A 25,552-nucleotide genomic window follows, 5' to 3' on the forward strand; every position below is an offset into this window, starting at 1 on the left:
GTTAAACTTTTCGTTCGATCACGGATGGTGCCATCCGCCACCGAGCGCCTGCACCAGCGCCACTGCCGTTGTCTGGCGATCGGCCTGCGCCTGCAGCAGCGCACGCCGGGCGTTGAGTGCCGTAACCTGGGCGGTTACCACCTCCGTATAACTGACCTGGCCAACCCGGTAGCGGTTCAGCATTTGCTGCTCGACCTGGCTGGCCGAATTGGCCGAGGTTTCGCGCAAGGACTGCTGCTGCGCCAGCACTTTGCTGGCCGCCAGCTGGTCTTCCACCTCGGCCAGGGCGTTCAAGACAGACTGGCGATAAGCCGCCGCGGCTACGTCGCGGGCGGCGCTGGCCTGGTCGATGCGGGCGCCGGTGGCGCCGGCATTGAACACCGTCTGTGCCGCCGACAGGCCGAGCGACCACAGGGTGTTGGAGGCGCTGAACAAGCCGCCCAGCTGGCTGCCCGCCACGCCGTAGCTTCCGCCCAGGCTCAGGCTCGGGAAATAGGCGCTGCGGGCGATGCCGATCTGCGCGTTGGCCGCCGCTACCCGGCGTTCGGCGGCGGCGATGTCGGGCCGCCGCTCCAGCAGCGTGGACGGCAGGCCTGCCGGGATCTGCGGCACCTGCAGCGTCCAGGGCGCCGGCGCCAGCGTGAGGTCGGCCGGCGCCTTGCCAAGCAGGATGGCGATCGCGTGTTCGAGCTGGGCGCGCTGGCGCTGCACAGTCAGGCGGTCGGCGCTGGCGTTGGCCAGCTGGGTCTGCGCCTGCAGCAGGTCCGCACTGGGCGCCACGCCGGCGTTCACCCGGTTCTGGGTGATCTGCAGCACGCGCTGGTAGCCCTCCACGGTTTCGCCCAGCAGCGCCAGCTGGGCATCTGCCAGGCGCAAGCCGATGTAGTTGACGGCCAGCTCGCCCTGTGCCGCCAGGCGCGCTGCCGCCAGGTCGGCTTCGCTGGCCTGGGCGCTGGCCTGGGCGCCGCTGACGCCAGCGCGCAGCCTGCCCCATACGTCCGGCTCCCAGCTGGCGCCGATGTTGACGCGGTACTGGTTGCCGGCACGCGCGTCCCCGCCCCCGTTGCGGCTGGCGCTGGCGTCCAGCGTCACCACCGGGAACAGCGCTGCGCGTTGCTCGGCCACGGCGGCGCGCGCCTGCGCGTAGCGCGCCCCGGCCGCCGCCACGTTCTGGTTGTCGACTTCCACCTGCCTTGCCAGCGCGCTGAGCGTGGCGTCGCCAAACAGCTCCCACCATGGCCCTTTTTTCAGCAAATCCGCCGGCGCGGCTGGCTGCCAGCCCTGTGCTTCCTTGAATTCTGCCGACAGCGGCGCGTTGGGCGTGTGGTAGTCCGGGCCGGTGGCGCAACCGGCCAGTACGAGTGTGAACGCGCCAAGCATTTTTCTCATGTTGAGGCCTTCGCGCCGCGCAGGCGCATCTTGTCGAGCAGAAGGTAGACCACGGGCGTGGTCAACAAGGTGAGCAACTGGCTGGCGACCAGGCCGCCGATGATGGCAATGCCTAGCGGCTGGCGCAGCTCGGAGCCTTCGCCGAAACCGATTGCCAGTGGCAGCGCCCCCAGCGCCGCTGCCATGGTCGTCATCAGGATCGGACGCAAGCGCAGCAGGCAGGCTTCCCGCACGGCGCTGCGCGGATCGAGGCCGCGCGTGCGCTCCGCCTCCAGCGCGAAGTCGATGATCAGGATGGCGTTCTTCTTCACGATGCCGATCAGCAGAAAGACGCCGATCAGGGCAATCAGCGAGAACTCCATGCGGAACATCAGCAGCGCCAGCACCGCCCCCACGCCAGCGGACGGCAGCGTCGACAGCACCGTGATCGGGTGCACCAGGCTTTCGTACAGCATGCCGAGGACGATATAGATCACCACCAGCGCGGCGGCGATCAATAGCGGCTGCTGCTGGTTGGTTTCCTGCGCCGTGCGCGCCGTGCCCTGGAAGCTGCCGCGCACATTGTTGGGCATGCCGATGGCGTTTTCCGCGTCTTTCACCGCTTGCTGCGCCTCGCCCAGGCTGGCGCCATCAGCCAGGTTGAAGGAGACCGTCGTGGCCAGCTCGCCGTCCTGGTGGTTGACCGAGGCCGGCGTGGAGCGCTCGGCGAAGGTGGCCAGCGCCGCCAGCGGCACCATCGCTTCCGCCTGCGCGCTCAGGGCCGAGCCGCCGGACGGGTCGCGCATCCCGGCACCCACCGCGCCGCCTGCCGCGCTGGCGCCGGCGTCCGAGCCAGCGCCGGTCGCCGATGCCCGTGCGCCATTCGCCACACTGCCCGGCTCCTGCGCTGTCGCCGCCGCGCGCCGCGCCACATAGACATCGGCCAGCGCTTCGGGACTGCGCGCGTATTGCGGCGCCACCTCCATCACCACCTTGTACTGGTTCAGCTCATCGTAGATGGTCGCCACCTGGCGCTGGCCGAAGGCGTTATACAGCGCGTTGTCGACATCGCGCATCGTCAGCCCCATGCGCGCCACCATGTCCTTATCGGCAGCGACGAACGTTTCCACCCCGTTGTCCGCCTGGTCTGTATCGACGTCCACCAGTGCTTTCTGCCGCTTCATCTGGTCCGCCAGCCGCGACGCCCAGCGCTTCAAGTCGGCCCGGTTATCGCTCTTCAGCGTGTACTGGTAGGTGGAATTGCTCTGCCGCCCGCCCATGCGCAAGTCCTGCACCGTATTCAGGAACAGCGACACGCCGGTCACGCGCGCCAGCATGGGCCGCAAGCGCGCAATCACCTGCTGCCCGGTCACGTCGCGCTCGGCCACCGGCTTCAGGCTGACGAACATGAAACCGCCGCCCGCCCGCGAGCCGCCGGTAAAGCCGACCACCGTGGCCACCGCCGGATCGTCGCGGATGATATTCACCAGCTGCCGCAGCTTGCCCTGCATGGCCTGGAACGAGATGCTCTGGTCGGCCCGGATGCCCCCGTTGATCTGTCCCGTATCCTGCTGCGGGAAGAAGCCTTTCGGCGCCGCCGCGTACAGGTACACATTCAACCCCACCACGAACAGCAGCACCAGCATCACCAGCCGGGCACTGTCCAGCGCCCAGTCCAGCGACTTTTCGTACGTGCGCAATATGACGCCGAAGCCGCGCTCGAACCAGCGCGACACGCGTCCTGGCGGCTTCTGCTCGACGCCCGGCCGCAGCAGCCAGGCGCACAGCATCGGCGTGGCGGTCAGAGAAATCACAAGGGAAATCATCACCGCCGCCGACAGGGTGACGGCAAATTCGCGGAACAGCCGCCCGACCTGTCCGCCCATGAACAGCAGCGGAATGAATACCGCCACCAGCGACACGCTGATCGACAGCACGGTGAAGCCGACTTCCCTGGCCCCCTGCAGCGCGGCGGCGAAGCGCTCCATGCCCTGCTCCATATGGCGCGCCGTGTTCTCCAGCACCACGATGGCGTCATCGACCACGAAGCCGGTGGCTACGGTCAGCGCCATCAGGCTGAGGTTATTCAGGCTGAAGCCCAGCAGATACATCACGCCGAAGGTGCCCAGCAACGACACCACCGTGGCAATCGCCGGGATCACCGTAGCCCGCGCGCTGCGCAGGAAGGCACTGACCACCAGCACCACCAGCACGATCGAGATCAGCAAGGTGAATTCGATCTCGTGCAGCGACGACCGGATCGAGTTGGTGCTGTCCGAAGCCACCTGCAGTTTCACGTCCTGCGGCAATTGCGCCTGCAGCTGCGGCAGCAGCGCGCGCACCGCATCCACCGTCTCGATCACGTTGGCGCCGGGCTGGCGCGTCACCAGCACGATGACCGCCGGCTCGCCGTTGAACAGGCCCAGCGTATTGCGGTTCTCGGCGCCGTCGGTGACCTCGGCCACGTCATCAAGGCGGATCGCAGCGCCGTCGCGCCAGGCCACCACCAGGTCGCGGTAATCGGCCGCGCTGCGCCCGCCGCTTGCCGTGGAAGCTGCCGAATAGATTTGCAGGCGCCGCCCTTCCACCTCGATCGCGCCTTTGGGCCGGTTGGCGTTGGTGGCCTGGATCGCAGCCCGCACGTCCTCAGACGATACGCCATAGCGGTTCAGCGCAAACGGCAGCAACTCGACGCGTACCGCCGGCAGCGAACCGCCGCCGATCTCCACGTCGCCGACGCCCTTCACCTGCGCCAGTTTCTGCTGCACGATGTTCGACACCGACTCATACACTTGCCCCGGGCTGCGGGTCGCCGATGTCAGCGCCAGGATGATGACCGGCGCATCGGATGGATTGGCCTTGCGGTAGGTCGGGTTGCCGCGCAGCGTGGCCGGCAGGTCGGCGCGCGAGGCATTGATGGCGGCCTGCACTTCGCGCGCCGCGGCATCGATCTTGCGGTTCAGCTCAAACTGCAGGTTGACGCGGGTCGAGCCGCTGCCCGATGAAGAAGTGACCTCGTTGACGCCCGCGATCACGGCCAGGCGCCGCTCCAGCGGCGTCGCCACGCTGCTTGCCATGGTGTCCGGGCTGGCGCCCGGCAAGCTGGCGCTGACCGAGATCGAGGGATAGTCCACCTGCGGCAAAGGCGAAACCGGCAGCACAAAGAAGGCTGCAATGCCGGCCAGCGCCAGCCCGATCGTCAGCAGCACCGTGGCAATCGGACGGCGGACGAAGGGCTCGGACAGGTTCATGCTTCTCTACCTTTTCGGCGGCGCTGCGCAAGGCGGTCAAAGGCCAGGTAGATCACCGGCGTGGTGTACAGCGTCAGCAACTGGCTGACAATCAGGCCGCCGAAGATCGACAGGCCGAGCGGCCGGCGCAGCTCCGCGCCTTCGCCCCAGCCCAACATCAGCGGGATGGCCGCAAACAGCGCCGCCATAGTGGTCATCAGGATGGGCCGCAAGCGCAGCAGTGCTGCCTGGTGGATCGCGTCGCGCGGCGCCATGCCCTGCTCGCGCTCCGCCTCGATGGCGAAGTCGATCATCATGATCGCGTTTTTTTTCACAATGCCGATCAACAGGATGATCCCGATGATGCCGATCACGCCCAGCTCCTGCCCCGTCAGCATCAGCGCCAGCAACGCGCCGACGCCGGCCGAGGGCAGCGTGGACAGGATGGTCAGCGGGTGGATATAGCTTTCGTACAGCACGCCCAGCACGATGTAGACGCACACCACGGCCGCCAGGATCAGCCAGAGCTGGTTGCTCAGCGAAGCCTGGTAGGCGCCCGCCGCGCCGAGGAAAGTCAGGCTGACCGACTGCGGCAGGCCGGCTTCTTTAGCCGCCTCGCGAATGGCATCCACCGCCTGCCCCAGCGCCACGCCGGGCGCAGCGTCGAAGCCGATGGTGGTGGCCGGGTATTGCGCCACGTGGGTGACCTGCAGCGGCGCCGGGCGTTCCTGCACGCTGGCGATGGCCGACAAGGGCGTCGGCTTGCCGCTGCCGGTACGCAGTTGCAGGTTGCCCAGCGCTTCCGGCGTGTCCATGCGGTCCTGGCCGGCTTCCAGGATGACGCGATACTGGTTGGTCTCGGTGAAGATGGTGGACACAATGCGCTGGCCGAAGGCGCTGTACAAGGCATCATCGACGGCGGCAGCGGTGATCGACAGCCGCGATGCCGTGTCGCGGTCGATGCTGACGTACGCACCGGCGCCGGTAGCGCCGACGTCGGAGACTACGTTGCGCAGGCGCTCCTTGGCCGCCATGCGTTCGGCCAGTTTGGCAGCCCACTCGGACACGGTGGCGTTGTCGGCGCCTTCCAGCGAGACACGATACTGGGTCGGCCCGCTTTCAGCATCGATGGTCAGGTCTTGCGTGGGCTGCAGGTAAAGCTTGACGCCGGCCACCTGCGCCACGCGCTGGCGCAAGCGCTCCATCACGACCTGCAGCTTGTCGCGGTCCGGTTTCAGGTTGACCAGCATGCTGCCGGTATGCAGCATGGTGTTGTTGCCGGCATCGACGCCGACCACCGAACTAAGCGAGGCCACCGCCGGGTCGTCCAACAGCGCCCGGGCGGCTTGCTGCTGCAGTTGCGCCATGCGTTCATAGGAAACGGTCTGCGCGGCCTCGATGCGGGCTTGCAGCTGGCCGGTGTCCTGGGTCGGGAACAGGCCCTTTGGAATCCATAGGTAGAGCAGGACCGTCAGCAGCAGCGTGCCCAGCGCCACCAGCAGGGTCAAGCCCTGGCGCTCCAGCACCCATTGCAAGCTGCCGTCATAGCGCTTGACCAGGCGGTCGAAAAGGGTTGCCTCATGCTCCTTGTGTTCGGCCAGCCAGCGGCCCGACATCATCGGCACCAGCGTCAGCGACACCACGGCGGAGATCAGGATGGTGATGGCCAGCGTGACCGCGAACTCGCGAAACAGGCGGCCCACGACGTCGCCCATGAACAGCAGCGGGATCAGCACCGCAATCAGCGACACCGTCAGGGAGATGATGGTGAAGCCGATCTGCTGCGCGCCTTTAAGGGCGGCATTCATCGGGCTCTCGCCTTCTTCGATGTGGCGCGCGATGTTCTCGATCATGACGATGGCGTCGTCCACCACAAAACCGGTGGCGATGGTGAGCGCCATCAGGCTGAGGTTATTCAGGCTGTAGCCAAGCAGGTACATGATGCCAAAGGTGCCGACCAGCGAGATCGGCACCGCCAGGCTGGCAATCACCGTGGCGCGCGGGCTGCGCAGGAAAGCGAAGATCACCAGCACCACCAGCACCACGGCCAGCAGCAATTCCAGCTCTACGTGCAGCACCGATGCGCGGATGCCGTGGGTGCGGTCGCTCAGCACCGTCACCTCGATGGCACCGGGCAGGCTGGCCTGCAGTTCCGGCAAGCGCTCCTTGATGGCGTCCACGGTGGCGATGACGTTGGCGCCCGGCTGGCGCTGCACGTCGAGGATGATGGCGGGCGTCAGGCCGGCCCAGGCGCCGAGCTTGACGTTTTCCGCACTATCCACCACGCGGGCCACGTCCTGCAGCCGGACCGGCGCGCCGTTGCGGTAGGAGACAATCAACTGCCGGTAGTCGTCGGCCGCCAGCAACTGGTCGTTGGCATTGATGGTGAAGGCGCGCGTGGGGCCGTCGAAGCTGCCTTTGGCGCTGTTGGCATTGGCCGCCGTGATGGCGGTGCGCAGCGTATCGAGGCCCAGTCCGTAGCTGGCCAGGGCCTGGGTGTCGGCCTGGATGCGCACGGCAGGCCGCTGGCCGCCGCTCAGCGTGACCAGGCCAACGCCGTTGACCTGGCTGATTTTCAGCGCCAGCCGCGTGTTGACGATGTTCTGCACTTCCGTCAGCGGCATGGTGTTCGACGTGATGGCCAGGGTCAGCACTGGCGCGTCGGCCGGGTTGACCTTGGCGTACACGGGTGGCGCCGGCAAGTCGGTCGGCAGCAGCGAGCCGCCGGCGTTGATGGCGGCTTGCACTTCCTGCTCGGCCACGTCCAGGGTCTGCCCCAGGCTGAACTGCAGCGTGATGATGGAAACGCCGGCGGCGCTGGTGGAGCTCATGCGCTGCAGGCCCGACATCTGGCCGAACTGCCGCTCAAGCGGCGCCGTCACCGTGCGGCCCATCACTTCCGGACTGGCGCCGGGATACAGGGTGCGCACCTGGATGGTCGGGAAATCGACTTGCGGCAGCGCCGACAGCGGCAGGAAGCGATAGCCGAGCAGGCCGGCCAGCACGATGGCCAGCATGAACAGCGCCGTTGCTACCGGGCGCTGGATGAACGGCGCCGAGGGGCTCATCGCGTCACGCCGTCCGCTGCCCGGCCCTCGCCTCGCGCCCCGCCCGGCGTGCCCCCAGGCGCCCGGCGACCATCGGCGCCCGCTCCCGAGCCAGCACCGCCCGCGCCGGCCTCGTCGCGATGACGTCGCCACTTGCCGCCGCCCTCGCCCGCTGGCCTGCCTTCGCCGCGCGAGCGGCCGGAATGCTCGCCGTCGGCCCCGGGCCGTTGCGCCGGCAGCGTCACGCGCGCACCATCCTTGATCCGGTCGGCGCCTTCGGTGATCACCTGCTCGCCCGCTGCCAGGCCGCTCTCGATCTGCACCTTGTCCACGGTTGCGATCCCGCGCGTGACCGGCCGCAGCGACGCCGTCTGGCCTTCCTGCAGCACGTACACGTAATCGCCCGAAGAACCGTGCCGCAATGCCGTCACCGGCACCACCACGGCGTCCTTGATGGTGCGCAGCTCCAGCCTCACGTTCACGAACTGGCTGGGAAACAGTGAAGAACCGGCGTTGGCAAAGCGCGCCTTGGCCATTACCGTACCGGTCTGGGTGTCGACCTGATTATCCAGCGCGTAAAACTCGCCTTTCTCCAGCACTGTGCTGCGCGTGCGGTCATATGCCAGCGCAACCATGCTGTCACCGGCACGATCACCGGTGCGCTGCCCCAGCTCGGAGACCCGGTCCTGCGGCACAGCAAACTCCACGTCGATCGGCGCCAATTGCGTAATCACCGCGATGCCCCCGGCATCGCCAGAGCCTACCAGGTTGCCGATATCGACCACGCGCAAGCCGACCCGCCCGCTGATCGGCGCAAGCACCTTCGTATAGCCAAGGTTCAGGCGCGCCGTGCCCTCATTCGCGCGGTCGGTGGTGACCGTGCCCTGCAGCTGCTTGACCAGCGCCGCCTGCGTATCGACCTCCTGCCGCGCAATCGAGTCCTGCGACAGCAAGGTGCGGTAGCGTTCAAGGGTCAGGCGGGCGTTTTCCAGCTGCGCTTCGTCGCGTTCGCGCTGGCCGGTCGCCTGCATCAGCTGCAGCTCGAAGGGACGGGGATCGATCTGGGCCAGCACCTGTCCCGCCTTCACCATCTGGCCTTCCTTGAACAAGACCTTTTGCAGGATGCCGGAGACCTGCGGCCGCACCGTCGTCGTAGCGGCTGCAGTGACCGTGCCCAGCGCATCGAGCGTGACCGGCAGGTCGGCCTTTTCGGCAGTCGCCACGCCCACCGTGGCAGCCGGACCGCGGCCACTGCGTCCGCCCCGGCCGCCGCCAGCGCCGCGGCCGCCCTGCGGGGCGGCAGCGGCTGGGGTACCCGGACCACCCGGCCCGGCATCGGCCGGGCCGCGGTGGGTCAGGTACCAGGCCAGGCAGCCCAGGGCCAGCATGCCGGCCAGGGCGGCGACTCCCCCGATCCAGCGCGCCCGCTTGCCGGCGCGAGGATTCGACGGAGTGCTGGATGTTGTTGGAGTCTCCATGGGGCGACCCTTTCTTCTTTTGGTAAGAACCCGAATTGACTCTAGCACAGCGCCCCGGCGCATATGCGTTAGGCAAGAAACATCAGAAACAATTCAAGTGCCCCGACGCCCCAAAAGAAAAGCCGCCAGACTGGCTGGCGGCTTGTTTCTTGTAATAACTGCTTACAAAGCTGCTACAAACTAATCGGGCGAGCTGCAGAGGCAATGGGTCAGCGCCATGAACGGCTTGCGCTGGGCGGTCATTTCGTTCAGCCAGCCCAAGTCCTGCACCACCTCGGTAGCCACGCCAGCCGGCATCCCGGCAGGCAGCAGCGAAGCGCGGGCCTGGTCGCCAAACGCCTTGGCGGCGGCGGCCTTCGCAGTCGAGGCGCCGAAGAATTCCAGTACCTTGTCGAAGCGCGACACTTCACGCTCGATGTAGACGATACGCGGCTCGCCGCCCATCTTGGCGCGGCGCGCAGCCGCCTTCAGCGCGTCCTGGTAGCCGCCCAGCGTATCGACCAGGCCGCGCTCCTGTGCCTGCGCGCCGGTCCAGACGCGGCCCTGGCCCACGGCATCAATCTTGTCGGCCGTCGTCTTGCGCGCCTTGGCTGCCTTGGAGGTGAATTCCTCGTAGGTGTGACCGATCGCACCCTGGATCAACTGGCCGAAGCGCGGGTCCATCGGACGCAGCGGATTGCCCGCATCGCCCAGCCAGGTGGTGGTCTGGCCGGCGGTGTGGATGCCCAGCTTGTCGATCACCTTGTCCACGGTCGGGAACAGCGCGAACACGCCGATCGAACCGGTAATGGTGGCCGGGTCGGCAATTACTTCGTCGGAAGCCATCGAAATCCAGTAACCGCCGGACGCAGCCACATTGCCCATCGAGACCACCACCGGCTTGCCTGCCGCGCGGGTCAGCTCCAGCTCGCGGCGGATCAGCTCCGAGCCGAAAGCGCTGCCACCGGGCGAATCAACGCGCAGCACCACCGCCTTGATCGAACTGTCTTCGCGCGCCATGCGCACCAGGCGTGCCGTCGACGCGCCGCCGATCTGGCCGGCCGGCGCATCGCCGTCGCTGATCTCGCCGACCGCCATGACCACGCCGATCGCATCGCCGGTCAGTTTAGGGAATACGCGTGCCAGGTAATCGTGGAAGTTGACCTGGCGGAAGGACTTGGCCGCGGGATCGTCCACGCCGCGCTTGGTCATCAATACGCGCAGTTCATCCTTGGTTTTCAGGCCGTCGACCAGCTTGGCGTTCAACGCTACCTGCGCCAGGTTGCCTTTTGCTTCAGCCACCAGTGCCGGCAGGTTGTCGATCGCCTTCATCAGCGCGCCTTCCGGCATCTTGCGCGACTGCTCCACCTGGGCGGTGTAGCGCGCCCACAGGTCGTTATACAGGAAAGCATCCGCTTCGGCCGCCGCCGGCGAAGGGCCGTTGGCGATGAACGGCTCGGCGAAGCTCTTGTAGGTGCCGACCTTCATCAGGTTCACCGTCACGCCTACCTTGTCCAGCGCATCGCGGTAGTAATTGCGGTATTTGCCGAAACCGTCGAGGAACACGGCGCCCATCGGGTGCAGGTAGACTTCGTCGGCGTGAATCGCGACCTGGTACTGGCGCTGGTTATAGCTCGAGCCCCAGGCCACGACCTTCTTGCCGCTGGCCTTGAAACGGTCCACCGCGGCGCCGATCTCGCGCAGCATGGCCTGGCCGCCGCCCTGCATTTCGTCCAGCACCAGCACGGCGCCGCCGATTTGCGGGTCCTTGGCGGCCGCATCGAGCACGTTCAGGACATCGCGCAGTTGCACGGATTTGTGCACTTCGCCGCCGGACAGGCCGGCCATCAGCGCGTCACGGCTGCTGCCGGACGATTGTTCAACCAAAGAGCCCTCCAGGTTCAGGACCAGCATGGTCTTGTCGCCCAAGGGCTTGACGCCGCCGCCGAACATGGCGGCAATCAGCAGCACCACGACCAGCAGGAACAGGAAGTTCATGGTGGCGCGGCGGCTTTTATCCACGGCATTCCAGAACCAGGCAAATCCACCGCGGACATACGAGAAAACAGAGCGGGACATCTTTACTCCTAGTGCAAAAAATGAAACTACTTCACACTATAAGCGACATTCGCCTTGGAGGGTGAAGAAATCAGGTAAAGCCCAGCCATGACCAGCAGGCCGTTGATGACCAGCAGCTCCAGGCCGATGCGGTAGCTGCCAAACAGGCTTTGCTGGTTAAAATCGATCAGGGCGCACAGCAGCGGCCCGGCCAGCGCCACACACGGCGCCAGCCTGTCGTTCACCGCCCGCTTGCTGAGCAGGCCAAAGGCGAACAGGCCAAGCAGCGGGCCGTAGGTGTAGCCGGCCAGCTTCAGGATCATGCCGATCATGCTGGCGCTGTCGATCCACTTGAACACCATCACCAGCAGCAGGAACAGCGCACAGAAAGCCAGGTGCACCCGGTGGCGGATGCGCAGTTGCGCGCCCTCGCCCAGGTCTCCGCGCCGTTTCAGGCCCAGGATATCGATGCAGAAAGACGATGTCAGCGCCGTGATCGCGCCATCCGCACTCGGGAACAGCGCGCTGATCAGGGCAATGATGAACACCAGCTGCAGCAGCGCCGGCATATGCTCCATCACCACGGCCGGGAAGATCTTGTCGCCGCTCGCCGCCACACCCACCTGCGGCGCGTACAGGTACAACAGGCCGCCGAGGAACAGAAACAGCGCCAGCACGCCGGCCAGGATGGCGTTCAGCGCCAGCATGTTCTTCTGCGAATCACCCAGGGTCCTGACCGAGATATTCTTCTGCATCATTTCCTGGTCCATGCCGGTCATGGTGATGACGATGAAAATGCCCGCCACCACCTGTTTCCAGGCGTTGCCAGGGCTATTGATATCGGTCGTGAACACGCGCGCCAGCCCGGCAGAGCGCATGCGCTCCAGGCTTTCCAGCAGGCCCAGGTTCATCTCTTTCAGCAGGAAGGCCGTGCAGGCCACCAGGCCAAGCAGCATGCCGGTGGCCTGCAGCGTGTCGGTCCAGACGATGGTCTTGACCCCGCCCTCATACGTATACAGCAGGATCATCGCCAGGATGACCAGGTTGGTCAGCCAGAACGGCACGCCAAGGCTGTCCAGGATCACCGCCTGCAGGATGTTCACCACCAGGTACAGGCGCGCAGTGGCGCCAAGGGTGCGCGACAGGATGAAGAATGCCGCCCCGCTCTGGTAGGAGCGCCGGCCCAGCCGCACGTCCAGGTAATGGTAGATGGACGTCAGTTTCAGGCGGTAATACAGCGGCAGCAGGATGCCGGCCACGGCGATATAACCGAGTACATAGCCGATCATGACCTGCATGTAGCCAAAGCCGTCGCGCCCCACCGCGCCCGGCACGCTGATGAAAGTCACACCGCTCAGCGTGGTGCCGACCATGCCGAAGGCCACCAGCATCCAGTTCGAACTCTTGTTCCCGATGAAGAAGCTGTCGTTGTTGGCGTTGCGGGAAGTGGCCCAGGCCACGCCCAGCAACAGGCCGAAATAGGCCAGCACCACGAGGAACAGCGAAACAGGTGACATTTTATTATCCAGCCATGAAACAATTTGGGCTGCAATATACACCGGAATGCGGAAGCGCCTTAGAATCGCCTGCAAACCAGAGGAAAACAATGTACGACCAACAGACCATCGAATTCGCCCGCGCCCAGGAGGCGCTGGTTCTGCCGCTCGAATACCGCGTCCACGCCCAGGCCGACGGCCGCGGCGAGGGCCGCGAGGAATGCATGCGCGACTATGCGCGCGTGCTGTATTCGTCCTCCTTCCGCCGCCTGCAGGGCAAGATGCAGCTGCTCGGCGTCGACGCCAACCGTTTCAACCGCAACCGCCTGACCCACAGCCTGGAAGTGGCGCAGATCGCCCGCTCCATCGCGGCCGACCTGGGGCTGGAGCGCAGCGTGGTGTCGGAGACCTGCTCGCTGGCGCACGACATCGGCAACCCGCCCTTCGGCCATTACGGCGAAAAAATCCTGGACGAACTGGCGGCCGGTTCCGGCGGCTTCGAGGGCAATGCCCAAGCCTTCCGTACCCTGCGCACACTGGAAAAAAAGCACCACGCCTATGCGGGCCTGAACCTGACCGTGCGCTCCCTGCTCGGCATCACCAAGTACTTCCAGCGCCGTGCCGACAATCCGAAGAAATTCCTGTACGACGATGACTATGCGTTCCTGATCGGACAGCTCAACGCCGCCGGAATCACCGTCCGCAAGAGCATCGACGCCCAGATCATGGACCTGGCCGACGAAATCGCCTATGCCGCGCATGACGTGGAAGATGCGCTGAGCTTCGGCATCATCACCTGGGGCGAAATCGTCCACGAATTCAAGATCAGCAAGGACTTTTCCGCCGCCTACGAGCAGTTCGCCAGCATCGCCAACCACGCCCACGAAGAAGCGCTGAAATGCGATATGCAGGAAAGCTCGGAGGAATATTCGATCGTGCTGCGCAAGGAGCTGACCTCGCAGATCGTGCATGAACTCTGTCGCGACATCGCCGTGGTGGAAGGCATGCACGGCCCCGAACTGGGCTACCGCACCAAGGGCCTGCTGGCGCGCGGCCTGAAAAGCCTGCTGTGGCGCGCCATCCTGCGCAAGAAAGACGTGCAGCTCTACGAAAAGCGCGGCGAGAAGATCATCCGCGGGCTGTTCGAAGTCCTGACCGACAAGAACTACAACAAGGGCGGCATCCTGCTGCCGCCGGCCATCCGCAGCCTGAAGGACTCGCGCGAGCGCCTGGTAGTGGACTACATTTCCGGCATGATGGATTCCTACGCTGCCAAGGAATACGAAAAGTACTTCGGCCCTGGCAGCCTCGATCGTATCTATCCACTGGCATGAACGATCCGCGCAGCGAATACGAGCGCCGCATGAACCGGGTGCTCGACCATATCGACCGCAACCTGGACGCGCAGCTCGACCTGCCGGCCCTGGCCGACATCGCCAACTTCTCGCGCTACCACTTCCACCGCATCTTCGCCGGCTGGATGGGCGAGACCATCGGCGACTATGTGCGCCGGCGCCGCCTGGAAGTCGCGGCCCACAGGCTGGCTGCCGGCGGTACGGTGCTCGAAGTCGCGCTGTCGACCGGCTTCGGCTCGGGCGAAGCCTTTGCCCGGGCCTTCAAGACCCGCTTCGGCAGCACGCCCACCGAGTGGCGCAACAGCACGCCCGAGCGCACGGCCGCGTTCCTGGCGGCGCAAAATAGCAATCTGGATCAGGCGAACAGCAAGTACGGTCAGGCCGGCGCAGGCGCGAACGGCGAACATGGCTTCTCCAACAACCCATTCGGAGAAATGATCATGGAAGTCAACATCGTCGACCTGCCAGCTGCCCGCATCGCCTACCGCCGCCACATCGGCCCCTACGGCCCGGCTGTCGGCCAGTTCTGGGCCCAGGCCGTCCTGCCCTGGATGCTCGGCCACGGCCTGGCCGGCGCCACCTGCTACGGCATAGGCCACGACGATCCGAGCGTCACACCGGCCGACAAGTGCCGCTATGATGCCTGCGTCGAGATCCCGGAAGGTTTCGAGCCCGGCGGGCAATTCAGCGTCGCCCAGCTGCCCGGCGGGCGCTATGCTGTCACCCGCTACACCGGTTCGCCGCGCGACATCGGCCCGGTGTGGAACCGCATGATGAAGGAATGGCTGCCTTCCAGCGGGCTGCAATGCGACGAGCGCCCATGTTTTGAGCGCTACGAGAACCTTGCGACGCAGACCGACGGCAGCTTTACCTGCGAAATCTGCATACCTGTGAAAGCGCTGTAGAAGAATGAACCCGGAATACCTGGCAATGCTGGTGGCGCGCGATATGCCCTATGGGAAGTACAAGGGCCGCAAGCTGGCCGACTTGCCGGGCCATTACCTGGGCTGGATGGCGCGCGAAGGCTTCCCGAAAGGGGAGCTTGGCGCGCTGCTGGCATTGATGTACGAGATCGACCACAACAACCTGCGCGCCCTGCTCGATCCGCTGCGCACGCCCAGGCGCCCTCAGCAGCCGCTGGTGTTCACCGTGACGACTGGAGTGCCGGTGCCGTTGTAGTTGTATCGGACGGAGCACTGCGTCGGGTTCGGCGCCTCCTCGATTCGCCACCCGGCGTCGCCGCCGGGGATCTGGCTATTGCCGTAGCCGTAGAATGTATAGTCGCCGGTCTTCAGCGCGCTCGATGACAGGTAGCAGCCGCCGGCCGGTATCTTGGTGCCTTGCAGCGCAATGCCGACGCCGTCGCACCAGCGGTCAGGGTAGCCGCTCCAGACACGCATGCTGGTCGTGTCATCCAGGTCGACAAATGTGATGTTGGCCTGGGTGCCGGGCGTGCCTTCGCCCCTGAGCGCGGTAAGCGACTTGACCAGGCCGATCGACGTCCTGACCGATCCTGCCAGGGCCTGGATCGACGCGATCCGGGCGGAGGAGCCGAAGTTGATCATTTTCGGCAGCGCCACCGCAGCCAGGATGCCGAGGATGACGATGACGACAATCAGTTCGATGAGCGTAAAGCCCCTGGCAGGTGCGCGAAGTCGATGCATGAAGAATTCCGGATTCAGTTCTTGCGAAACCGCCAGAGTATACCGGCGTTTGGCGCTGCGGCATACTTGAAAAATAATCGCTATTTCAACGGAGATAATGTGAACCGACTGTACATTACACTGCTGTGCGGAGCCCTGGGCGGTTCGCCCGCCTTCGCCGCAGACGCCGCCCTGCGCCACGCCCAGGCCCTGCTGGACCGCGTGCCCCTGGTCGACGGCCACAACGACCTGCCCTGGACCATCCGCGAAGACGCCGGCCATCCGATGGACGTGGACCACTACGACCTGCGCCAGCGCACCCCGCACGAAACCGACCTGGCGCGCCTGAAGCAAGGCAAGCTGTCCGCCCAGTTCTGGAGCGTCTACGTGCCGGGCGAGCTGAAAAGCGGCTGGGCCGTCGCGCAGCTGGAGCAGATCGACCTGGCGCGCCGCATGATCGCGAAATATCCTGAAAGCCTGGTGCTGGCCACCCGCAGCAGCGACATCGCCAAGGCCAAACGCGAAGGCAAGATCGCCAGCTTCATCGGCATGGAAGGCGGCCACGTGATCGAAAACAGCCTCGGCGCCCTGCGCGCCTACTACGACCTCGGCGCCCGCTACATGACCCTGACCCACAACAGCACGCTGGACTGGGTCGACGCCGCCATGGGTGAACGCAAGCACGGCGGCCTGACGCCCTTCGGCAAGGAAGTGGTGCGCGAAATGAACCGCCTCGGCATGCTGGTGGACCTGAGCCACGTCAGCACGGAAACGATGCAGCAGGCGCTCGACACCAGCGAGGCGCCGGTGATCTTCTCGCACTCCAGCGCCCGCGCACTGGACGACCATCCGCGCAACGTGCCGGACGAAGTACTGAAACGGCTGCCGGCCAACGGCGGCGTGGTGATGGTAACGTTTGTGCCGGCCTTCGTCTCGCCGCAGGTGGCGGCATGGGGCAAAGGCCTGGGCGACGCCGCAGCAGCCGCCGGCGCCAGGCCGGACAGCCCGGAATTCAAGGCCGTCAGGGAAGCGTATATCGCCAAGGCCGGCCCGCAGCCGAAAGCCACCCTGGCCATGGTGGCCGACCACATCGAGCACGTGGCGCGCGTGGCAGGCAAGGACCACGTCGGCATCGCCGGCGATTATTACGGCTCCATCAACCCGGAAGGGCTGGAAGACGTTTCGACCTACCCTGCCCTGTTTGCGGAACTGATACGCCGCGGCTGGAGCGACAATGACCTTGCCAAGCTGGCCGGCGGCAACCTGGTGCGCGCCTTCGCCGGCGCGGAACGGGCCGCTGACCGCCTGCAGAAGGAACGCAAGCCTAGCCTGGCGCGCGCCGGATCGCCAGCTCCGCAAAGCCCGTAAGCGGGTCGTGCTCGCGTGAGAACTGGTGCGCCGGCAGCAGCACGAGCAGCAATTCGGCCGTGGTGCGCACGATGCAGCCGCGGCCGACGTGCCCGCCGAATACCCGGCCGCGCGCATCGGACAGCATCATGTGCAGGTGGGCGCCGTCCGGCGCCACCGAGCCGGCTACCGTCAGGATTTCCAGGTCGCCCAGCAACTCGGTAGGCTGCGCCAGCCCGGCATAGCGCAGCTGCGCCACCGACAGGCTGCCGATGCCCTGCACCAGGTAGCCCGCAGCAGCACCTGCATCGCGCAGCGCCTGTTCGACGGCGCTGCGCAGATCGTCGCCGGGATTCAGGCGCAAAGGCAGCGCGTCCATCATCCCTGCAGTCGCGGTGCGACCAGCGAAGTGAATTCGCCCTTCTCGATCAGGCGTTCCAGGTCGCTGAAGCCGCCGATCAGGACGCCGTCGATGAAGATCATCGGGAAGGTCGGCCAGCCGCTCCACATCTTCAGCGCCGTGCGGCGGCGCCACATGCTGAAGTAGCTGCCGTATTCGAGGTAGGCATACTTGGTGCCTTGCGCGTCCAGCAGGCGGCAGGTCTTTTTCGGGAACGGGTTCTGGCGCATGCCGACGACCACCACGCGGTTGGCCGCAATGGCCGCCTGCACTTCCGCCACGATGTCGGCATGGTTCTTCGCCACGCGTTCGCGGATGGCCGGGTGCAGGTGGGCGTCGTCGAGGATGGTACGAGTCATTGTTTTTCCTTGTGCAGTAAGTCCAGCGTGGCCGGGTCGGGCACGCCGCCAAAATATTTGTCGAGGCAAGCGCGGAACAGCGCTTCGTCCGGCGCGGCTTGCGCGAACAGCGTCATCGACGAATGGAATTTCATATTGTCCGGCGACCCGAAGATACCATGGACCGTGGTTCCCTGGACAGCCAGCACCAGCGCGCTGCACTCGCGCAGCCGCCCGCCCAGCACGGGATGCGCCAGGTAGGCCCGCGCTTCGGGCAGGCCGCTGATCGCGTAATGCCGTGCCATGGCGCTGGAGCCGAGGCCGGCGATTTGCGGAAAGATGAACCACATCCAATGGCTACGCTTGCGTCCAGCCGACAGTTCGCTAACTACCTGCTGGTAGACGCCTTCCTGCGCAGCGGTAAAGCGATCCAGTAAGTACATGGCCCGTCTCGAAAAAGTTACTTTTCAATGAGCCATTGTCCTACAAAGTCAGGTAGCGTGTTCTGATTAATTGGCTTTCCTGCCGCGCCTACCATGACGACTCCTTGAACCGAAATGGGAGATGATCATGGCATCCAGTAATCAAGACAACCGCGGCGGGTCCAAACAGTCGGGCGACACCAGCAACCGTGGCTTCGCTTCGATGGACCCGGAAAAGCAGCGTGAAATCGCCAGCGAAGGCGGCAAGGCAGCCCATGCCTCCGGCAATGCGCACGAGTTCACCTCGGAAGAGGCACGCAAGGCCGGCAGCATGAGCCACAAAAATGATGGCAACCGCCAGTCCGGTTCGTCCGACTCTGGCAGCCGCCAGAGCGGCAGCGGCGGCAGCGGTGGCGGCACCCGTGGCGGTACTCCTGAGCAGCACGCCGAAGCCGGCCGCCAAAGCCACAAAAACGATGACAAGCGCTAAGCGCGCCTGGTCATGAACGGAGCCGTCCAGCGCGACGGCTCAACAAGCCCGGTGGTCAGCGCGCACCCCGCGAGGATCACCAGGCAGCTCAATCCCATCTGCAACGAGAACGTCTCCCCCAGGAACAGGCAGCCCCACAGCACGCCAAAGGCCGGGATCAGGAACAGCGCACTCATCGCCTTGCTCGCGCCCAGCCGCGCAATCAATCCGAAGAACAGCACATACGCGAAAGTGGTGCACAGCGCTGCCAGCGCCAGCACCGCGCCCCAGGCTTTGGCCGAAGGCGGCTCGGCAGGCCACAGCGCCAGCGCCGGGCCAATCAAGAGCACGGCAGCCACCATCTGGCTGCCCGTTGCCACCGCCAGCGGCGGCGCTTCGGCCAGGTAGCGCTTGCTGAAATTGCCCGAAATCCCATACAACAGCGTCGCCGCCAGGCAAGCCAGCGAGGCCAGTACCGTGCGCAGCATGTCATGTTGCGGCAGGAAGTGCAGCTTGCCCGCCACCAGCAGCACGACGCCGCCAAAGCCCAGCGACAAGCCGGCCATGCGCGTGAGGGTCAACCGTTCGCCGAGCCAGATGGCGCCGATCAGGGCCGCGAACAAGGGCGTGGTCGCGCTCAGGATGGATGACAGGCCTGCCGGAATCGTCAGCGCAGCGAAATTGAACAACAGGAAAGGCAGGGCCGCATTGGTCACGCCAACGAAGCCGATGCCGCGCCAATGCTTGCGCAGCGCGCCGAGCTGGCCACGCCACAACAGCAGCGGCAACAACAGCCCGGCCGCTGCGACAGCGCGCACCCCGCCCATTGCCGCCGCGCCAAACTCCGGCGCGCCGACGCGGATGAACAGATAGGAGGCGCCCCAGATCGCCGCCACCGACAACATGCTGCCCGCATCGGTCCGCTTCATGGCAAGACTCCTGCCAGCGCTTCGCTTTCGGCCGGCGGCGCCGCGCTGTCCGGGGCGCCATAGGCCCGCTGCGTTGCCGGCCGCTGGCTGACGGCGTGGAACCAGCGCGCCAGGTTGGGATAGGCGGCCAGCCGCGCGCCGCGCGCGCTCACCCAGGGGAAGCAGGCGATGTCTGCCACGCAGTATTGCTCCCCGCACAGGTAAGCCTGCCCTGCCAGTTCCTTGTCGAGCGCACTGTACAGTCCAGCCGTTTCATTGCTGCGGCATTCGAAGGATTTCTGCCAGAACAGCCACTGCCTTGCAACTGCCCGTGCGCGCATTCCGGCCGGCATGCCGAAACCTGCCTTCTCGGCCAGGTAAAGCAGCATGGCGCCCGGCTCCTGCAGCGGCAGCGCTTCGCCGGCATCCATCGGCCAGTGGTCGACAATCGCCAGCGACCTGGCGTGGGGAATGCGGCGAAACGGCAAGCCGGTTTCTTCCAGGAACATCAGCAATTGCTGCCCTTGGGGTGTCGCGACGTAATAGAAGTCCAGCATGGCAATCCCTTTCGATGTTGGCAGGGATAGTTTGCGCCGCAACATGGCCCCAAGAAAGGTCCAGTAACGGGTGATTTTATGGAGCCAGGGTCGTCTGGTGGTGGTCAGGCGGGCGCGACACTTGGCAAGTGGGAACATAAACGCTCGAACAAGCCCGGTTCTGCCATGCGCTGCCGCCACCAGCGCAAGGCCGCGCCGGACTCGCCGCTGCGCCACGCGAGGTAGAAAGTTTCGTCAGGCTTGGGCTCTTCCACTTCCTTTTCCACCAGCAGGCCGGCGGCAATCGCTTGGCGTGCACAGCGTTCGGGCAGGAAGCCGAAGCCCAGGCCCGCGCACTGGTAGTCGAATTTGGCCTGCATGGTCGGCACCGTCAGCGTGTCCTGCCCCAGCACCAGGCCGACCGTACGCGGCGCCAGCAGCCGTGCGGAATCGGCCGTGGCAATCGCGCGGTGCAGCTGCAACTCGTTGCGGCCCAGGCGGCCGGGCAGCTGAGCCAGCGGATGCTGCGGCGCGACCGCGAACACCCATTTCAACTGGCCGATCGGCTGCGACACATAACCGCCGCCGGCCGGACCGTCGCCGGGCGCGCCGACCACGAGATCCACGCGCCGGTCCAGCAAAGCCTCCCAGCTGCCGCCGAGCGTTTCCTGCACCAGGCGCAGGCGGGTCTGCTGGGTGACCTCATAGAAAGCACGCACGTCCTGCGCCAGCACGGCTGCGCCGAACATGGAGTCCAGGCCGACTGCCAGCTCCGTTTCCCAGCCGGAGGCAACGCGCCGCACGCGCTGCTCCAGGTCGCCCGCCGCCTTGAGCAAGTAGCGCCCCTCCTTCAGCAGTTCGTGCCCCGCAGCTGTCAGTTCAACGCGCGGGCCGAAGCGCTCGAACACTTGCACCCCAAGCTCCTCTTCCAGCTTGCCGACTGTATAGGAAATGGTCGAAGGGACGCGGTACAACTCCCGCGCGGCGGCGGCAAAGGAACCGCCACGGTCGATGGCGTCGACGATTTGCAGGGCTTCCAGGCTGAGTCTGAGCATTCGATTTTTTCGATCATAGACAGGCAAATTATTCGCTTTTTAACACGATTGCCCACGCTTATACTGTGAAACATCTGATCGAAATTATCGCACAAGGAGCTAATAATGTTGCAAGTACGCAAATCTGAAGACCGTGGCGTTGCCAATTTTGGCTGGCTGGATTCGAAACACAGCTTCTCTTTCGGCCACTACTATGACCCGAACCATGTCGGTTTCGGCCCCCTGCAGGTGATTAACGAGGACAAGGTGTCGCCGGGCCAGGGATTCGGCACCCACGGCCACCGCGACATGGAGATCATCTCTTACGTGTTGAGCGGTGCGCTGGAACACAAGGACAGCATGGGCAATGGCTCGGTCCTGCACTACGGCGACGTGCAGCGCATGACGGCTGGCACTGGCGTGCGGCACTCCGAGTACAACCACTCGAACAAGGAAGGCGTGCATTTCCTGCAGATCTGGATCCAGCCTTCGCAGGGCGGCATCGAACCTGGCTACGAGGAAAAGCACTTTACGCCGGAAAGCAAAACCGGCGCCTTGCGGCTGATCGCATCGCCGGATGGGCGAGAGGGGTCGGTGCTGGTGCACCAGGACGCGTTGATCTACGCCTCCATCCTGAATGGCGGCGCAGGGGCGGTGCATGCGCTGGGCGCGGGGCGGCAGGCCTATGTGCATGTGATCCGCGGCACGTTGAGCGTCAATGGCACCGAGCTGAAAGGTGGTGATGCTGCCAAGATTACCGGTGAGGAGTCGGTTACGCTGTCGGATGCCGATAATGTCGAAGTTCTGCTGTTTGACTTGCCTTGAACCGGTAAACCTGGGTCTGGCCCAAGGGCCAGACCCTGTCTGCGGCACCGCCATAGGTTCTGGTTCGAGGCTTTCGACTGATTGAAAAGATCAAAGGCCTTCAACCGAAACCTCTGGCTTTGAGGCCGTTGGGGTCTGACCCTATGGGTCTGGCCCAGATTTACCGGGTTTTTGTTATGATTGCAGGGTTACACAACCCAAAGATTGAAAGAGCATCATGCAGCCCGTAGCAGAACAACCGGTAAAAGAAGACCTGGACTACGTTACCTCGTGCGCCCTGCCGACGCCGTGGGCCCAGTTCACGCTGCATGCCTTCGTCGAACACGCCACTGGCAAGGAGCACCTGGCCATGGTGCTGGGCGACATCGGCAATGGCGAGCCAGTGCTGGCACGCGTCCATTCCGAATGCCTGACCGGCGACGTGCTGTTCTCCCAGCGCTGCGACTGCGGCGCCCAGCTGGAAGGCGCGCTGAAACGCATCGCCGAAGAAGGCCGCGGCGTCCTGCTCTACTTGCGCCAGGAAGGCCGCGGCATTGGCCTGATCAACAAGATGCGCGCCTACCGCTTGCAAGAGCAAGGCGCCGACACCGTGCAGGCCAACGAACAACTGGGCTTCAAGCCGGACCAGCGCAACTACGCCCTGGTCGAACCGATGCTGAAACAGTTCGGCGTGAAGAGCCTGAAGCTGATGACCAACAACCCGCGCAAGATCGCGGCAATGGGCAGCCTTGGCGTCGAAGTCGCCGAACGGGTGCCGCTGCTGGTCAACCGCAACGCCTTCAACCAGCACTACCTGAACACCAAGGCGCTCAAACTGGGACACATGATGACCCCAGTCACTCCGCCAGCCGCCGAAGACGGCGAACTGTAACCCCCGTCTCACACCCCGGGTCGAAGGATTAGATGAAATTCACTAAACTGGCTTTACTACTGACTTTGACCTGGGGCTGCGCGGCAGCCAACGCCCAGCAGGCACCAGCCCCCGCCTCCGATGCAGTCGCCCTGCCGACACCATCGAGCACCGCGCAAAAACTCTATTCCGCCGCCAAGGCCGACCTGCTGCAGGTACGATCGCTGCTGAAAACAGGCCGTACCCAATCCTCGGTCGGTTCCGGCTTCCTGGTCGGCACCTCCAACCTGGTGCTGACCAACTACCACGTTGTTTCGCAGTTCGCACTCGACCCGGACACCTACACCGGCGAGTGGGTCGATACCGCCGGCCAGCGCGGCAACATCGAATTGCTGGCGGTGGATGTGCTGCACGACCTGGCCGTGGTGCGCGTCAACCGCTACGGCACCGGCTACTTCAAGCTGGGCGACAAGCCAGTCACGCTGACGCAAGGCCAGTACCTTTACTCTCTGGGCAATCCGCTCGACCTTGGCTTTGCCATTTCCGAAGGTTCGTTCAACGGCGTCATCGCGCGCAGCTTCTACGAACAGCTGATGTTCACGGGGCCGATCAACGCAGGCATGAGCGGCGGCCCGAGCGTGACCGTGGATGGCGCGGTAGCCGGCATCAACGTCTCCAAGCGCCTCGATGGCGAGCTGGTGTCCTTCCTGGTCCCTGCCCGCTACGCGCAAGAACTGCTGAAGAAAGTCGATCCGGAAACCAAGCCGCCGAAGGACTTCACCGCCATCGTCGCGCAGCAACTTCTGGTGCACCAAAAGGCCATGATCGACCAGTTGCTGGAAAAACCGCTGTCGGCCAAGGCCATGGGACCGTACTCCGTGCCGGTACGCGAATCGGAACAGATGCGCTGCTGGGGACGGTCCAACGACCGCGATTCATTCCAGGTGGAAGTCACCAATTGCCAGATGGAGTCCTCGCTGTTCGTCTCCGGCTCGCTGCAGACCGGCCAGGTGCAGATCCAGCATCAATACATGAAGAGTACCGGCCTGGATGAAGTGCGCTTCGCTGTCCTGTCCAGCAACTCGTTCAAGAACGAGAGCTTCGGCAGCCACAAGGACAAGCGCCTGACCGGCCCGATGTGCACCGAACAATTCGTCAAGAACAGCACCCTGCCGATGCGCGCCGTGATGTGCGTGCGCGCCTACCGCAAGTTCGACGGGCTGTACGACTTCGCCCTGCTGACCTCCAGCACCGACGAAGGCAAGATGAACCTGCAAAGCCGCCTCGATGCGCGCGGCGTATCCTATGAAAACGGCCAGCGTGCCTCGCGTGCCTTCCTTGAATCGCTGGCGCGCGGGAGCAGGAAATGAACGGCCCGTTCTTCATCGAGACCCTGGCGCGCAATGGCGACGTGCTGCATCGCCACCGCGTCGACAAGCTGCCGATCACCATCGGGCGCGGCTACAACAATGACTTCATCCTCGACGATGCGCATACCGCCGCCACCCACGCCGTAGTGGAGCTGGCGCAAGACGGTGCGCTCGTGATGCGCGACCTGGGCAGCCAGAACGGCATCGTGGTGCACGGCAAGCGGCAGGCCTCGGTCCCGATCAACGGGACCACCGTGGTGCGCCTCGGCCACAGCCGCCTGCGCGTGCGCGACGCGGCATTCCCGGTCGAAGCCGAAGTCACGGATACCACCATGCACGCCTGGGAAGGCGGCGTGCCCGCGCTGGCAGGCATGGCGCTGATTGCCCTGTTCGTCGGCGTGACCGAAGCGCTGTCCGATACGGGCGCCTTCCAGGCCATCCGTTACCTGCTGGTGATTGTCACCGGCATCGGCGCCGGCATGGTGTGGAGTGGCGTCTGGGCCCTGGCCAATCGCATTTTCGGCGGGCATGCGCGCCTTGGACGCCACCTGTTCATCCTTGGCAGCGGACTGGTGGCAATCGGCGCGTGGAAGGCTTTGAGCGGCGTGCTGGCCTATGCCTGGTCGGCGGAAGTGTTCACGCGCTACGGCAACCATGTGGTGATGCTGATCCTGGTGGCGATGATCTACAACCACCTGCGCACGGTGAAGCCGCACAAGCCGCGTGCCTTCATTTCCTCCTGCGCGATATTCCTGGCCCTGGGTTCGGGCCTGATCCTGATGCGCAACTACGAAGGCGCCGGCCGCCTGCGCGATGAACTCTACATGTCGGTGATCCTGCCGCCGGAAGTACGCCAGAGCAAAGACCACAGCGTGGACGAATTCATGGGCGATGCAGCCAAGCTGAAAGCGGCCGCAGACGAAGCGCGCAAGTCCTCGAAACTCAAGAAAGACGACGAAGACGACGATGAGTAATCAGCTCGCGTAAGGCGCGCCGCGCAGTTCGACGGTGTTGCCTTCGGGGTCGTTGACGTAGATCGACGGCCCTTCGCCTTCCGCACCATAGCGCGATTCGGACGGGCCATTCGCCACGTCGTGCGCGCTCAGGTGAGCGCGGATCGCTGCCTCGTCAAACGGCTCGACGCGGAAGCAGAAATGGTCGACATTGCGGCCTTCCTTGCCCGGCGCAGCACCGCCCATCCTGCCCAGCTTTTTATCGACCGGCACCAGGTCCACCAGCGAGCTGCCTGCGCGCAGCTGGATCAGGCCGATCTCGTCCTGGCGGCGCTCGATCGTACAGCCCAGCACTTCGGTATAGAAGCGGATCATGCGGTCGGCATCGACAACGCGCAGTACGATGTGGTCAATTTCGCGAATCTTGATCAACGTAGGTCTCCTTT

General features: G+C 65.0%; 23 protein-coding genes. 9 read left to right on the forward strand and 14 right to left on the reverse strand.

The genetic code is table 11. The features are described from left to right. Positions 1–18: 18 nt before the first annotated feature. The 6 genes from ACN9MZ_RS20675 to ACN9MZ_RS20700 all read right to left on the reverse strand — a co-directional run bounded on the left by ACN9MZ_RS20675 (position 19) and on the right by ACN9MZ_RS20700 (position 12,677). Complete coding sequence (locus tag ACN9MZ_RS20675; protein WP_426338802.1) at positions 19–1,389, reverse strand: efflux transporter outer membrane subunit; 1,371 nt, start codon at positions 1,387–1,389, stop codon at positions 19–21. Beyond that, the gene (locus ACN9MZ_RS20680; protein ID WP_426338803.1) at positions 1,386–4,619 is read right to left on the reverse strand and encodes an efflux RND transporter permease subunit; all 3,234 of its coding nucleotides are present in this window, start codon (positions 4,617–4,619) and stop codon (positions 1,386–1,388) included. The genes ACN9MZ_RS20675 and ACN9MZ_RS20680 overlap by 4 nt, the downstream gene beginning before the upstream one ends. After that, entirely contained in the window at positions 4,616–7,666 is a 3,051-nt protein-coding gene (locus ACN9MZ_RS20685) for an efflux RND transporter permease subunit (protein WP_426338804.1), read from the reverse strand. The genes ACN9MZ_RS20680 and ACN9MZ_RS20685 overlap by 4 nt, the downstream gene beginning before the upstream one ends. Next, a complete protein-coding gene (locus tag ACN9MZ_RS20690) occupies positions 7,663–9,123 on the reverse strand; it encodes an efflux RND transporter periplasmic adaptor subunit (RefSeq protein ID WP_426338805.1) in 1,461 nt (486 codons plus the stop codon). The genes ACN9MZ_RS20685 and ACN9MZ_RS20690 overlap by 4 nt, the downstream gene beginning before the upstream one ends. A 180-nt stretch (positions 9,124–9,303) precedes the next feature. Next, complete coding sequence (sppA, locus tag ACN9MZ_RS20695; protein WP_426338806.1) at positions 9,304–11,181, reverse strand: signal peptide peptidase SppA; 1,878 nt, start codon at positions 11,179–11,181, stop codon at positions 9,304–9,306. A gap of 26 nt (positions 11,182–11,207) precedes the next feature. Then, on the reverse strand, positions 11,208–12,677 hold the full coding sequence (locus ACN9MZ_RS20700; RefSeq protein ID WP_426338807.1) for a sodium:solute symporter: 1,470 nt from the start codon (positions 12,675–12,677) through the stop codon (positions 11,208–11,210). An 89-nt stretch (positions 12,678–12,766) separates the two neighbouring features. On the opposite strand from ACN9MZ_RS20700, the gene dgt reads away from it, so the two are divergent. From dgt to ACN9MZ_RS20715, 3 genes are read left to right on the forward strand one after another with little or no spacing between them, the layout of a single operon-like run. Next, the gene (dgt, locus tag ACN9MZ_RS20705) at positions 12,767–13,990 is read left to right on the forward strand and encodes a dGTP triphosphohydrolase (RefSeq protein WP_426338808.1); all 1,224 of its coding nucleotides are present in this window, start codon (positions 12,767–12,769) and stop codon (positions 13,988–13,990) included. Beyond that, positions 13,987–14,916 (forward strand): AraC family transcriptional regulator, encoded by a 930-nt coding sequence (locus tag ACN9MZ_RS20710; RefSeq protein WP_426338809.1) that lies wholly within the window; start codon positions 13,987–13,989, stop codon positions 14,914–14,916. The genes dgt and ACN9MZ_RS20710 overlap by 4 nt, the downstream gene beginning before the upstream one ends. Before the next feature lie 4 nt (positions 14,917–14,920). Next, positions 14,921–15,190 carry a DUF3820 family protein gene (locus ACN9MZ_RS20715; RefSeq protein ID WP_426338810.1) on the forward strand — a complete coding sequence of 90 codons (270 nt, stop codon included), beginning with the start codon at positions 14,921–14,923 and terminating at the stop codon, positions 15,188–15,190. On the opposite strand, the gene ACN9MZ_RS20720 is transcribed toward ACN9MZ_RS20715, so the two are convergent. Beyond that, entirely contained in the window at positions 15,139–15,675 is a 537-nt protein-coding gene (locus tag ACN9MZ_RS20720; RefSeq protein ID WP_426338811.1) for a pilus assembly FimT family protein, read from the reverse strand. The two genes, ACN9MZ_RS20715 and ACN9MZ_RS20720, sit on opposite strands and share 52 nt — an antisense overlap. Before the next feature lie 99 nt (positions 15,676–15,774). On the opposite strand from ACN9MZ_RS20720, the gene ACN9MZ_RS20725 reads away from it, so the two are divergent. Continuing rightward, complete coding sequence (locus tag ACN9MZ_RS20725) at positions 15,775–17,022, forward strand: dipeptidase (protein WP_426338812.1); 1,248 nt, start codon at positions 15,775–15,777, stop codon at positions 17,020–17,022. On the opposite strand, the gene ACN9MZ_RS20730 is transcribed toward ACN9MZ_RS20725, so the two are convergent. The 3 genes from ACN9MZ_RS20730 to ACN9MZ_RS20740 are packed head-to-tail and all read right to left on the reverse strand — an operon-like array spanning position 16,979 to position 18,182. Next, positions 16,979–17,380: a PPC domain-containing DNA-binding protein gene (locus ACN9MZ_RS20730; protein ID WP_426342937.1), complete on the reverse strand. Its 402-nt coding sequence runs from the start codon at positions 17,378–17,380 to the stop codon at positions 16,979–16,981. The genes ACN9MZ_RS20725 and ACN9MZ_RS20730 overlap by 44 nt on opposite strands. Next, positions 17,380–17,760: a glutaredoxin domain-containing protein gene (locus ACN9MZ_RS20735; RefSeq protein ID WP_426338813.1), complete on the reverse strand. Its 381-nt coding sequence runs from the start codon at positions 17,758–17,760 to the stop codon at positions 17,380–17,382. Before ACN9MZ_RS20735 ends, ACN9MZ_RS20730 begins: the two co-directional genes overlap by 1 nt. Next, on the reverse strand, positions 17,757–18,182 hold the full coding sequence (locus ACN9MZ_RS20740) for a DUF1810 domain-containing protein (RefSeq protein WP_426338814.1): 426 nt from the start codon (positions 18,180–18,182) through the stop codon (positions 17,757–17,759). The genes ACN9MZ_RS20735 and ACN9MZ_RS20740 overlap by 4 nt, the downstream gene beginning before the upstream one ends. Before the next feature lie 127 nt (positions 18,183–18,309). Between ACN9MZ_RS20740 and ACN9MZ_RS20745 the strand changes: the two genes are divergently transcribed. Beyond that, on the forward strand, positions 18,310–18,651 hold the full coding sequence (locus ACN9MZ_RS20745; RefSeq protein WP_426338815.1) for a KGG domain-containing protein: 342 nt from the start codon (positions 18,310–18,312) through the stop codon (positions 18,649–18,651). Here the strand turns inward: ACN9MZ_RS20745 and ACN9MZ_RS20750 are convergent. The 3 genes from ACN9MZ_RS20750 to ACN9MZ_RS20760 all read right to left on the reverse strand — a co-directional run bounded on the left by ACN9MZ_RS20750 (position 18,648) and on the right by ACN9MZ_RS20760 (position 21,129). Then, entirely contained in the window at positions 18,648–19,559 is a 912-nt protein-coding gene (locus ACN9MZ_RS20750; protein WP_426338816.1) for a DMT family transporter, read from the reverse strand. The two genes, ACN9MZ_RS20745 and ACN9MZ_RS20750, sit on opposite strands and share 4 nt — an antisense overlap. Next, on the reverse strand, positions 19,556–20,095 hold the full coding sequence (locus ACN9MZ_RS20755) for a glutathione binding-like protein (protein ID WP_426338817.1): 540 nt from the start codon (positions 20,093–20,095) through the stop codon (positions 19,556–19,558). The genes ACN9MZ_RS20750 and ACN9MZ_RS20755 overlap by 4 nt, the downstream gene beginning before the upstream one ends. Before the next feature lie 104 nt (positions 20,096–20,199). Further along, positions 20,200–21,129 (reverse strand): LysR substrate-binding domain-containing protein, encoded by a 930-nt coding sequence (locus ACN9MZ_RS20760; protein ID WP_426338818.1) that lies wholly within the window; start codon positions 21,127–21,129, stop codon positions 20,200–20,202. Positions 21,130–21,234: 105 nt separating this feature from the next. Here ACN9MZ_RS20760 and ACN9MZ_RS20765 point away from each other — a divergent pair, with 105 nt between their 5' ends. From ACN9MZ_RS20765 to ACN9MZ_RS20780, 4 genes are all read left to right on the forward strand, one after another. After that, positions 21,235–21,933 (forward strand): pirin family protein, encoded by a 699-nt coding sequence (locus tag ACN9MZ_RS20765; protein ID WP_426338819.1) that lies wholly within the window; start codon positions 21,235–21,237, stop codon positions 21,931–21,933. A 217-nt stretch (positions 21,934–22,150) separates the two neighbouring features. After that, entirely contained in the window at positions 22,151–22,804 is a 654-nt protein-coding gene (gene ribA / locus ACN9MZ_RS20770; RefSeq protein ID WP_426162722.1) for a GTP cyclohydrolase II, read from the forward strand. Between the two features lie 32 nt (positions 22,805–22,836). After that, entirely contained in the window at positions 22,837–24,153 is a 1,317-nt protein-coding gene (locus ACN9MZ_RS20775; RefSeq protein WP_426338820.1) for a S1 family peptidase, read from the forward strand. Then, positions 24,150–25,127 (forward strand): FHA domain-containing protein, encoded by a 978-nt coding sequence (locus tag ACN9MZ_RS20780; RefSeq protein WP_426338821.1) that lies wholly within the window; start codon positions 24,150–24,152, stop codon positions 25,125–25,127. The genes ACN9MZ_RS20775 and ACN9MZ_RS20780 overlap by 4 nt, the downstream gene beginning before the upstream one ends. On the opposite strand, the gene ACN9MZ_RS20785 is transcribed toward ACN9MZ_RS20780, so the two are convergent. Then, positions 25,128–25,538 carry a VOC family protein gene (locus ACN9MZ_RS20785; RefSeq protein ID WP_426162730.1) on the reverse strand — a complete coding sequence of 137 codons (411 nt, stop codon included), beginning with the start codon at positions 25,536–25,538 and terminating at the stop codon, positions 25,128–25,130. It lies immediately after the preceding gene. Positions 25,539–25,552: the final 14 nt, after the last annotated feature.

The sequence above is a fragment of the Pseudoduganella sp. S-14 genome (assembly GCF_049913285.1).
In the GTDB taxonomy this organism is placed as follows: Bacteria; Pseudomonadota; Gammaproteobacteria; order Burkholderiales; family Burkholderiaceae_D; genus Rugamonas.

Excerpts from the sequence above, each read along its gene's own strand:
- ACN9MZ_RS20700 (WP_426338807.1), bottom strand. The coding sequence starts at position 12,677 with ATGTCACCTGTTTCGCTGTTCCTCGTGGTGCTGGCCTATTTCGGCCTG.
- ACN9MZ_RS20745 (WP_426338815.1), top strand. The coding sequence starts at position 18,310 with ATGGCATCCAGTAATCAAGACAACCGCGGCGGGTCCAAACAGTCGGGC.
- ACN9MZ_RS20735 (WP_426338813.1), bottom strand. The coding sequence starts at position 17,760 with ATGACTCGTACCATCCTCGACGACGCCCACCTGCACCCGGCCATCCGC.
- ACN9MZ_RS20680 (WP_426338803.1), bottom strand. The coding sequence starts at position 4,619 with ATGAACCTGTCCGAGCCCTTCGTCCGCCGTCCGATTGCCACGGTGCTG.
- sppA (WP_426338806.1), bottom strand. The coding sequence starts at position 11,181 with ATGTCCCGCTCTGTTTTCTCGTATGTCCGCGGTGGATTTGCCTGGTTC.
- dgt (WP_426338808.1), top strand. The coding sequence starts at position 12,767 with ATGTACGACCAACAGACCATCGAATTCGCCCGCGCCCAGGAGGCGCTG.
- ACN9MZ_RS20720 (WP_426338811.1), bottom strand. The coding sequence starts at position 15,675 with ATGCATCGACTTCGCGCACCTGCCAGGGGCTTTACGCTCATCGAACTG.
- ACN9MZ_RS20760 (WP_426338818.1), bottom strand. The coding sequence starts at position 21,129 with ATGCTCAGACTCAGCCTGGAAGCCCTGCAAATCGTCGACGCCATCGAC.
- ACN9MZ_RS20765 (WP_426338819.1), top strand. The coding sequence starts at position 21,235 with ATGTTGCAAGTACGCAAATCTGAAGACCGTGGCGTTGCCAATTTTGGC.
- ACN9MZ_RS20675 (WP_426338802.1), bottom strand. The coding sequence starts at position 1,389 with ATGAGAAAAATGCTTGGCGCGTTCACACTCGTACTGGCCGGTTGCGCC.
- ACN9MZ_RS20710 (WP_426338809.1), top strand. The coding sequence starts at position 13,987 with ATGAACGATCCGCGCAGCGAATACGAGCGCCGCATGAACCGGGTGCTC.
- ACN9MZ_RS20750 (WP_426338816.1), bottom strand. The coding sequence starts at position 19,559 with ATGAAGCGGACCGATGCGGGCAGCATGTTGTCGGTGGCGGCGATCTGG.
- ACN9MZ_RS20740 (WP_426338814.1), bottom strand. The coding sequence starts at position 18,182 with ATGTACTTACTGGATCGCTTTACCGCTGCGCAGGAAGGCGTCTACCAG.
- ACN9MZ_RS20690 (WP_426338805.1), bottom strand. The coding sequence starts at position 9,123 with ATGGAGACTCCAACAACATCCAGCACTCCGTCGAATCCTCGCGCCGGC.
- ACN9MZ_RS20780 (WP_426338821.1), top strand. The coding sequence starts at position 24,150 with ATGAACGGCCCGTTCTTCATCGAGACCCTGGCGCGCAATGGCGACGTG.
- ribA (WP_426162722.1), top strand. The coding sequence starts at position 22,151 with ATGCAGCCCGTAGCAGAACAACCGGTAAAAGAAGACCTGGACTACGTT.
- ACN9MZ_RS20730 (WP_426342937.1), bottom strand. The coding sequence starts at position 17,380 with ATGGACGCGCTGCCTTTGCGCCTGAATCCCGGCGACGATCTGCGCAGC.
- ACN9MZ_RS20755 (WP_426338817.1), bottom strand. The coding sequence starts at position 20,095 with ATGCTGGACTTCTATTACGTCGCGACACCCCAAGGGCAGCAATTGCTG.
- ACN9MZ_RS20685 (WP_426338804.1), bottom strand. The coding sequence starts at position 7,666 with ATGAGCCCCTCGGCGCCGTTCATCCAGCGCCCGGTAGCAACGGCGCTG.
- ACN9MZ_RS20715 (WP_426338810.1), top strand. The coding sequence starts at position 14,921 with ATGAACCCGGAATACCTGGCAATGCTGGTGGCGCGCGATATGCCCTAT.
- ACN9MZ_RS20775 (WP_426338820.1), top strand. The coding sequence starts at position 22,837 with ATGAAATTCACTAAACTGGCTTTACTACTGACTTTGACCTGGGGCTGC.